Origin of the sequence: Streptomyces sp. A0592 (assembly GCF_004795115.1) — a bacterium.
In the GTDB taxonomy this organism is placed as follows: Bacteria; Actinomycetota; Actinomycetes; order Streptomycetales; family Streptomycetaceae; genus Streptomyces; species Streptomyces erythrochromogenes.
In genome coordinates, this window is the sequence record NZ_SSBM01000028.1 from 81,729 (window position 1) to 89,611 (window position 7,883).

Below are 7,883 nucleotides of genomic sequence, written 5' to 3' on the forward strand. Positions count from 1 at the left end.
ATGTCTGACGACAAGTGGCAGAACCCGGTGGCCGGCTTCGGCGTGACCTTCAAGGCCATGTTCAAGAAGCGCCTCACCGAGCAGTACCCGGAGCAGCAGAAGACGACCGCCCCGCGCTTCCACGGACGGCACCAGCTCAACCGGCACCCCGACGGTCTGGAGAAGTGCATCGGGTGCGAGCTGTGCGCCTGGGCCTGTCCCGCCGACGCCATCTACGTGGAGGGCGCGGACAACACCGAGGAGGAGCGCTACTCCCCGGGTGAGCGGTACGGCCGGGTCTACCAGATCAACTACGCCCGCTGCATCCTGTGCGGGCTGTGCGTCGAGGCGTGCCCGACCAGGGCGCTGACCATGACGAACGAGTTCGAACTGGCCGACTCCAGCCGAGAGTCGCTCATCTACACCAAGGACCAGCTGCTCGCCGGGCTGACCGAGGGCATGGTCGAGGCCCCGCATTCGGTCTTCCCCGGCACGGACGAGCAGGACTACTACCGCGGACTGGTGACGGGCGCCGCCCCGGGCACCGTCCGGCAGGTGGCGGTCTCCAAGGGGGAGGAGCCGGCCGACGCCGCCGGCGGGAGCGCCGCGGAGGTGGGGGCATGAGCGCCGTCGCCGCGAGCGTCACCTCCAGCGGTGAGGCCGTGCAGTTCTGGATCCTCGGCACGGTCGCCGTCATCGGCGCGCTGGCCACGATCCTGATGAAGAAGGCCGTGCACAGCGCACTCAGCCTCGCCGGGACGATGATCATCCTGGCCGTCTTCTACCTCGCCAACGGGGCGTACTTCCTGGGCGTCGTCCAGGTCATCGTCTACACCGGCGCGATCATGATGCTCTTCCTCTTCGTGGTCATGCTCGTCGGCGTCACCGCCGCCGACTCCCTGAAGGAGACCATCAAGGGGCAGCGCTGGCTGGCCCTGCTGTGCGGGCTCGGCTTCGGCATCCTGCTGTTCGCCGGCATCGGCCACGCGGGGCTCGGCCACTTCAACGGGCTCGGCCGGATCAACTCCGCCGGACACGTCGAGGGCCTCGCGCAGCTGATCTTCACCAAGTACGTCTTCGCCTTCGAGATCACCGGCGCGCTGCTGATCACCGCGGCCGTCGGCGCGATGGTGCTCACGCACCGCGAGCGCACCGAACGGGCCGCGACCCAGCGCGAGCTGGCCGAGCGCCGCGTGCGCGAGGGCGTGCAGCTCCCGCCGCTGCCCGCGCCCGGCGTCTACGCCCGGCACAACGCGGTGGACGTGCCCGGCCTGCTGCCGGACGGCACCCCGTCCGAGCTGACCGTCAGCCAGACGCTCCGCGCCCGCGGCCAGATCCGCGACGTGTCCGGCGAGGCGCTCGACGACCTCAAGGCGCTGGAGCAGAGCTCCGCCGAGCGCCTCGGCCGTGAGGAGGCCTCGAAGTGAATCCGGTCAACTACCTGTACCTGGCGGCCCTGCTCTTCACGATCGGCGCCACCGGCGTGCTGATCCGCAAGAACGCGATCGTGCTGTTCATGTGCGTCGAGCTGATGCTCAACGCCTGCAACCTCGCCTTCGTCGCGTTCTCCCGGATGCACGGCAACCTCGACGGCCAGATCATCGCCTTCTTCACGATGGTCGTCGCCGCCGCGGAGGTCGTGGTCGGCCTGGCGATCATCGTGTCGCTGTTCCGTACCCGCCACTCGGCCTCGGTCGACGACGCCAGCCTGATGAAGCTGTAAGGGGTCGCTGTGGAGAACCTGATTGCGCTGCTGATCGCGGCGCCCCTGCTCGGAGCGGTGGTGCTGCTCTGCGGCGGCCGGCGCCTCGACAAGACCGGCCACTGGCTCGGCACCCTGCTCGCGGCCGCCTCCTTCGGGATCGGCGTCGTGCTCTTCGCCGACATGCTGGGGCGCAGCGCCGAGGACCGGACGCTGACCCAGAACCTGTACACCTGGATCCCCGTCGAGGGCTTCCAGGCGGACATGGCGTTCCAGCTGGACCAGCTGTCGATGACCTTCGTCCTGCTGATCTCGGGCGTCGGCACGCTCATCCACGTGTACTCGATCGGGTACATGGAGCACGACGAGCGCCGCCGCCGCTTCTTCGGCTACCTGAACCTGTTCGTCGCGGCCATGCTGCTGCTGGTCCTCGCCGACAACTACCTGCTGCTGTACTTCGGCTGGGAGGGCGTGGGCCTCGCCTCGTACCTGCTGATCGGCTTCTGGCAGCACAAGCCCAGCGCGGCCACCGCCGCGAAGAAGGCCTTCCTGGTCAACCGCGTCGGCGACATCGGCCTGTCGATCGCGATCATGCTGATGTTCACCACCTTCGGGACCTTCGCCTTCACGCCCCTGTTCGGCGCGGTGGGCGAGACGTCCGAGGGCACGCTCACCGCGATCGGCCTGATGCTGCTGCTGGCCGCCTGCGGCAAGTCGGCGCAGGTCCCGCTGCAGTCCTGGCTCGGGGACGCGATGGAGGGCCCGACCCCGGTCTCGGCCCTGATCCACGCGGCCACCATGGTCACCGCCGGCGTCTACCTGATCGTCCGCTCCGCCGCGATCTTCAACGCGGCGCCCGACGCCCAGCTGGTGGTCACCGTCGTGGGCGCGGTCACGCTGCTCTTCGGTGCGATCGTCGGTTGCGCGAAGGACGACATCAAGAAGGCCCTGGCGGGCTCGACGATGTCGCAGATCGGCTACATGATCCTCGCCGCGGGCCTCGGCCCCATCGGCTACGTCTTCGCGATCATGCACCTGGTGACGCACGGCTTCTTCAAGGCCGGCCTCTTCCTCGGCGCCGGTTCCGTGATGCACGGGATGAACGACGAGGTCGACATGCGCAAGTACGGGGGCCTGCGGAAGTACATGCCGGTCACCTTCGTCACCTTCGGCCTCGGATACCTGGCGATCATCGGCTTCCCGGGCCTGTCCGGCTTCTTCTCCAAGGACATGATCATCGAGGCGGCCTTCGCGAAGGGCGGCACCGAGGGCTGGATCCTCGGCGGGGTCACCCTGCTGGGCGCCGGCATCACCGCCTTCTACATGACCCGCGTCATGCTCCTCACCTTCTTCGGCGAGAAGCGCTGGCAGCCGGACGCGGAGGGCCACGAGCCGCACCCGCACGAGTCCCCGAAGTCCATGACCATCCCGATGGTCATCCTCGCCTTCGGATCGGTCTTCGCCGGCGCCTTCTTCGAGATCGGCGAGCGCTTCCTGAAGTGGCTGGAGCCCGTCACGGGCTACTCCCACGGCAACCCGCCGGTCAGCGCCATGACGGTCACCGCGGCCACCATGGTGATGCTGCTCGTCGGAGTCGGCATCGCCTGGGCGATGTACGGCAAGCGGCCCGTTCCGGTCGTCGCCCCGCGCGGCTCCTTCCTCACCCGGGCGGCCCGCCGCGACCTGTACCAGGACGACTTCAACCACGTCGTGCTGGTGCGCGGCGGGGAGCACCTGACCCGCTCGCTCGTGTACCTCGACCACAGCGTGGTCGACGGGGTGGTCAACGGGACGGCCGCCTCGGTCGGCGGGCTCTCGGGCCGCCTGCGCAAGCTGCAGAACGGCTACGCCCGCAGCTACGCGGTCTCGATGTTCGGGGGCACGGCGATCCTCATCGCCGCGACCCTGCTGATGAGGGCGGTGTGACATGGACTTCCCGCTTCTGACGGTCACGGCCGCGGTGCCCGCGGTCGGCGCGATCCTCACGGCGGCCGTCCCGGCCGCCCGCCGGACCGCCGCCAAGTGGCTCGCGCTGTTCTTCTCGCTCGTGACACTGGCCCTGGCCGTGCTCGTCGCGGTCCGCTTCGAACCCGGTGGCGACCGCTACCAGCTCACCGAGTCCCACGCCTGGATCCCCGACTTCGGGGTCCGCTACGAACTGGGCGTGGACGGGATCGGCGTCGTCCTCATCGGACTCACCGCGCTCCTGATCCCCTTCGTCATCGCGGCCGGCTGGCACGACGCCGACCCCCTGGAGACCAGCTCCAAGCGCTGGCGCCCGACCCAGGGCTTCTTCGCCCTGATCCTCATGGTCGAGGCGATGGTGATCATCTCCTTCGAGGCCACCGACGTCTTCCTCTTCTACATCTTCTTCGAAGCCATGCTCATCCCGATGTACTTCCTCATCGGCGGCTTCGGGGACCGGGCCCACTCGGGCAGCGACGAGAACGCGGCCGCGCAGCGCAGCTACGCGGCGGTCAAGTTCCTGCTCTACAACCTGGTCGGCGGCCTGATCATGCTGGCCGCCGTCATCGGCCTGTACGTGGTCGCCGGGAACTTCTCGCTCCAGGAGATCACCGCCGCCCGCGCCGCGGGCACCCTGGACATGGCGACCAACACCGAGCGGCTGCTGTTCCTCGGCTTCTTCTTCGCCTTCGCGGTGAAGGCCCCGCTGTGGCCGCTGCACACCTGGCTGCCGAACGCGATGGGCGAGTCCACCGCTCCGGTCGCCGTGCTGATCACCGCGGTCGTCGACAAGGTCGGCACCTTCGCGATGCTCCGCTTCTGCCTCGGGCTCTTCCCCGACGCCAGCAAGTGGGCCACGCCCGTGATCCTCGTCCTGGCCCTGATCAGCATCGTCTACGGCGCGCTGGTGGCCGTCGGCCAGCGGGACATCAAGCGGCTGGTGGCCTACGCCTCCATCTCGCACTTCGGCTTCATCATCCTGGGCATCTTCGCGATGACCTCCCAGGGCCAGTCCGGTGCCACCCTCTACATGGTCAACCACGGCCTGTCGACGGCGGCGCTCATGCTGGTGGCCGGCTTCCTGATCTCCCGTCGCGGCTCGCGGCTCATCGCCGACTACGGCGGCGTCCAGAAGGTGGCCCCGGTCCTCGCCGGGACCTTCCTGATCGGCGGCCTCGCCACCCTGTCGCTGCCGGGCCTCGCGCCCTTCGTCAGCGAGTTCCTGGTCCTGGTCGGCACGTTCGCCCGCTACCCGGTCGTCGGGATCATCGCCACCGTCGGCATCGTGCTGGCCGCTCTCTACACGCTCGTGCTGTACCAGCGCACGATGACCGGGCCCGTGAAGGAGGAGGTCCGTGCGATGCCTGACCTGCGCCTGCGCGAGGTGCTGGTGGTCGCCCCGCTGATCGCGCTGCTGATCGGGCTGGGCGTCTACCCGAAGGTGCTCACCGACATCGTCAACCCGGCGGTGGAGCACACCATGTCGGACGTGAAGCAGACGGACCCGAAGCCCGAGGTCGCCGTCGAAGCCAAGAACGGGGAGGAGGCGAAGTGAGCACACTGACTTCCGCCCACAGCCTGTGGACACTGGCGGCCGACACGCCCGCCGGCCGGATCCCGGCGCCGGTCATCGAGTACGCGCAGCTGGCTCCCACGCTGATCGTGGTGGGCGCGGCGATCGTCGGGATCCTCGTGGAGGCCTTCGTGCCCCGCAGGTCCCGGTACTACGTCCAGATCTTCCTCGCCCTCGCCGCGCTGGCCTCGGCCTTCGCCGCGGTGGTCGGCCTCGCGGCCGGCGGGTACGGCTCGACGAAGGCGCACATCGCCGCGATGGGCGCCATCGCCGTGGACGGCCCCGCGCTCTTCCTGCAGGGCACCATCCTGCTGGCCTCGGTCGTCGCCGTCTTCACCTTCGCCGAGCGGCGCCTGGACCCGGCCGCGCACGGCAACCGGGTGGACTCCTTCGCCGCCCAGGCGGCGTCGGTACCGGGCAGCGACAGCGAGAAGGCCGCGGTCAAGGCGGGGTTCACCACCACCGAGGTCTTCCCGCTGGCCCTGTTCGCGATCGCCGGAATGCTGATCTTCCCGGCGGCCAACGACCTGCTGACGCTGTTCGTCGCCCTGGAGGTCTTCTCCCTCCCGCTGTACCTGCTCTGCGCCGTCGCCCGCCGCCAGCGGCTGATGTCGCAGGAGGCCGCGGTGAAGTACTTCCTGCTGGGCGCCTTCTCCTCCGCCTTCCTCCTCTTCGGCATCGCGTTGCTCTACGGCTACGCGGGCTCCGTGTCGTACGCGGTGATCGCCGACGTGGTCGACGGCACGATCACGAAGATCGATCCGGCACTGGCCGGCACCATGGGCAACGACGCGCTGCTGCTCATGGGCGGTGCGCTGATCATGACGGGCCTGCTCTTCAAGGTCGGTGCTGTTCCCTTCCACATGTGGACCCCGGACGTCTACCAGGGCGCCCCGACCCCGGTCACCGGCTTCATGGCGGCGGCGACGAAGGTGGCCGCGTTCGGCGCTCTGCTGCGACTGCTCTACGTGGTCCTGCCGGGGCTGCGCTGGGACTGGCGTCCGGTGATGTGGGCGGTGGCCATCGTCACGATGCTGGCGGGCGCGGTGATCGCCGTGACCCAGACGGACGTCAAGCGGCTCCTGGCCTACTCCTCCGTCGCGCACGCCGGCTTCATCCTGGCCGGTGTGATCGCGACCTCGGAGAAGGGCGTCCAGTCCGTCCTCTTCTACCTGCTCGCCTACTCCTTCGTGACGATCGGCGCGTTCGCGGTGGTCACACTGGTGCGCGACGCCGGCGGAGAGGCGACGCACCTGTCCAAGTGGGCGGGCCTGGGCAGGCGTTCGCCGCTGACCGCGGCCGTCTTCGCGGTGTTCCTGCTCGCCTTCGCCGGCATCCCGCTGACGTCGGGCTTCACGGGCAAGTTCGCCGTGTTCAGCGCGGCGGCGGAGGGCGGCGCCGGAGCGCTGGTCGTGATCGGTGTCCTGTCGTCCGCGATCGCCGCGTTCTTCTACATCCGGGTGATCGTCCTGATGTTCTTCAGCGAGCCGAAGGCCGACGGTCCGACGGTGGCCGTCCCCTCGCCGCTGACGATGACGACCATCGCGGTGGGCGTCGCGGTCACCCTGGTACTGGGCCTGGCGCCGCAGTACTTCCTGGAACTGGCGGGACAGGCGAGCACCTTCGTCCGCTGACCGGTCCGCCGCACGCGACAGGGCCCGGCTCCCCTTGGGGAGCCGGGCCCTTCGCCTTTGCTCGGGGCTACTGCGGTAGCCCCTTCGGCGTGATGGTGGTGAGGTCCAGGTCCAGGTCGATGGGGAAGGGGACCGAGACCTTCAACCGGTCGTGGAAGATGCCCGTTGCGACGTAGGTGTGCGTAGCCGGTTCCAGTTCGAACGCATAGACGACCGCCCGGTCGTTCTTGTTCTCCACCCGCCAATAGTGGGGATGCCTGCCCGGGCGTATTTGACCGGCTTGGTCTCGCGGTCCCGGCCGATCGAGTCAGGTGAGACGACCTCGACGGCCAGCCGGACGGATGTGGCAGGGATCCGTGTCTGCTGCTCGGTGCCCCGGGCCAGTTCCTCATCGACGACGAGGACGTCCGGCTCGGGCCGGTTCAGTCGGTCGATGTCGACGGTGAACTCTCTCATCACTTCAAGTCCGTCCGGAACCAGCGAGTCGAGTTGCCATTCAAAGTGTGCGGAGGCAGGTTGGGAAGCCGGTCAAGGTCGTCGGCCGTCCACCCGCCCGCGGGCGGGACGGGCCAGCGCGGGGCGGGCTCCTGCCCGGGGATCTCGGGATCGACGCTCATCGGCAGTGCTCCCATGCCACGGAGTCTCGCGAGTCCGATCAGCGTAGCGCCGGAGTTCTCACGCAGAGCCACACTGACGAGTGAGTCATACGCCGGGGGTACTTGACCGCGCCGCGGCCCGGACTAGGTCGTCTCTTTCGGATCTTGTCGGTCGGGCCCGCGTCGTCCGGTGCCGTGGCCGGCAAGGCGGAGGGGCGCCCGTGTACTGGACGTACTCGGGCGCTCCGACAACGCGGCCGGGTGCGGTGCCGGGCGGCGCGGGCCCGGCAAGATCCGGAAGAGACGGCCTAGTAGTGCTTTGTTAGGTGGTGTCGTAGGGGTGCCATGGGACTGGTTGGTGGCAGGTGGGGCAGGTGCCGGTCCAGGTGGCGATGAGGTGTTGGAGGAGGTCCAGGGCCTGGTAGAGGGTCAGG

General features: G+C 69.0%; 6 protein-coding genes and 1 pseudogene. 6 read left to right on the top strand and 1 reads right to left on the bottom strand.

What is annotated here, in order from left to right:
• From nuoI to nuoN, 6 genes are read left to right on the top strand one after another with little or no spacing between them, the layout of a single operon-like run.
• Positions 1 to 603 (top strand): NADH-quinone oxidoreductase subunit NuoI, encoded by a 603-nt coding sequence (nuoI, locus tag E6U81_RS30025; RefSeq protein WP_136233168.1) that lies wholly within the window; start codon positions 1 to 3, stop codon positions 601 to 603.
• Positions 600 to 1,406 (top strand): NADH-quinone oxidoreductase subunit J, encoded by an 807-nt coding sequence (locus tag E6U81_RS30030; RefSeq protein ID WP_136233169.1) that lies wholly within the window; start codon positions 600 to 602, stop codon positions 1,404 to 1,406. The genes nuoI and E6U81_RS30030 overlap by 4 nt, the downstream gene beginning before the upstream one ends.
• Complete coding sequence (gene nuoK, locus E6U81_RS30035; protein ID WP_030653455.1) at positions 1,403 to 1,702, top strand: NADH-quinone oxidoreductase subunit NuoK; 300 nt, start codon at positions 1,403 to 1,405, stop codon at positions 1,700 to 1,702. The genes E6U81_RS30030 and nuoK overlap by 4 nt, the downstream gene beginning before the upstream one ends.
• A 9-nt stretch (positions 1,703 to 1,711) precedes the next feature.
• Positions 1,712 to 3,607 carry an NADH-quinone oxidoreductase subunit L gene (gene nuoL, locus E6U81_RS30040; protein ID WP_136233170.1) on the top strand — a complete coding sequence of 632 codons (1,896 nt, stop codon included), beginning with the start codon at positions 1,712 to 1,714 and terminating at the stop codon, positions 3,605 to 3,607.
• 1 nt (position 3,608) lies between these two features.
• Positions 3,609 to 5,201 (top strand): NADH-quinone oxidoreductase subunit M, encoded by a 1,593-nt coding sequence (locus E6U81_RS30045; protein ID WP_136233171.1) that lies wholly within the window; start codon positions 3,609 to 3,611, stop codon positions 5,199 to 5,201.
• Entirely contained in the window at positions 5,198 to 6,853 is a 1,656-nt protein-coding gene (gene nuoN, locus E6U81_RS30050; RefSeq protein ID WP_136233172.1) for an NADH-quinone oxidoreductase subunit NuoN, read from the top strand. Before E6U81_RS30045 ends, nuoN begins: the two co-directional genes overlap by 4 nt.
• A gap of 67 nt (positions 6,854 to 6,920) precedes the next feature.
• Here nuoN and E6U81_RS30055 read toward each other — a convergent pair.
• A pseudogene (locus E6U81_RS30055) lies at positions 6,921 to 7,470 on the bottom strand (Uma2 family endonuclease).
• Positions 7,471 to 7,883 lie beyond the last annotated feature (413 nt).

What these genes read in the sequence shown, in the direction of transcription:
- nuoI (WP_136233168.1), top strand. Translation starts at nt 1, where the DNA reads ATGTCTGACGACAAGTGGCAGAACCCGGTGGCCGGCTTCGGCGTGACC.
- E6U81_RS30030 (WP_136233169.1), top strand. Translation starts at nt 600, where the DNA reads ATGAGCGCCGTCGCCGCGAGCGTCACCTCCAGCGGTGAGGCCGTGCAG.
- E6U81_RS30045 (WP_136233171.1), top strand. Translation starts at nt 3,609, where the DNA reads ATGGACTTCCCGCTTCTGACGGTCACGGCCGCGGTGCCCGCGGTCGGC.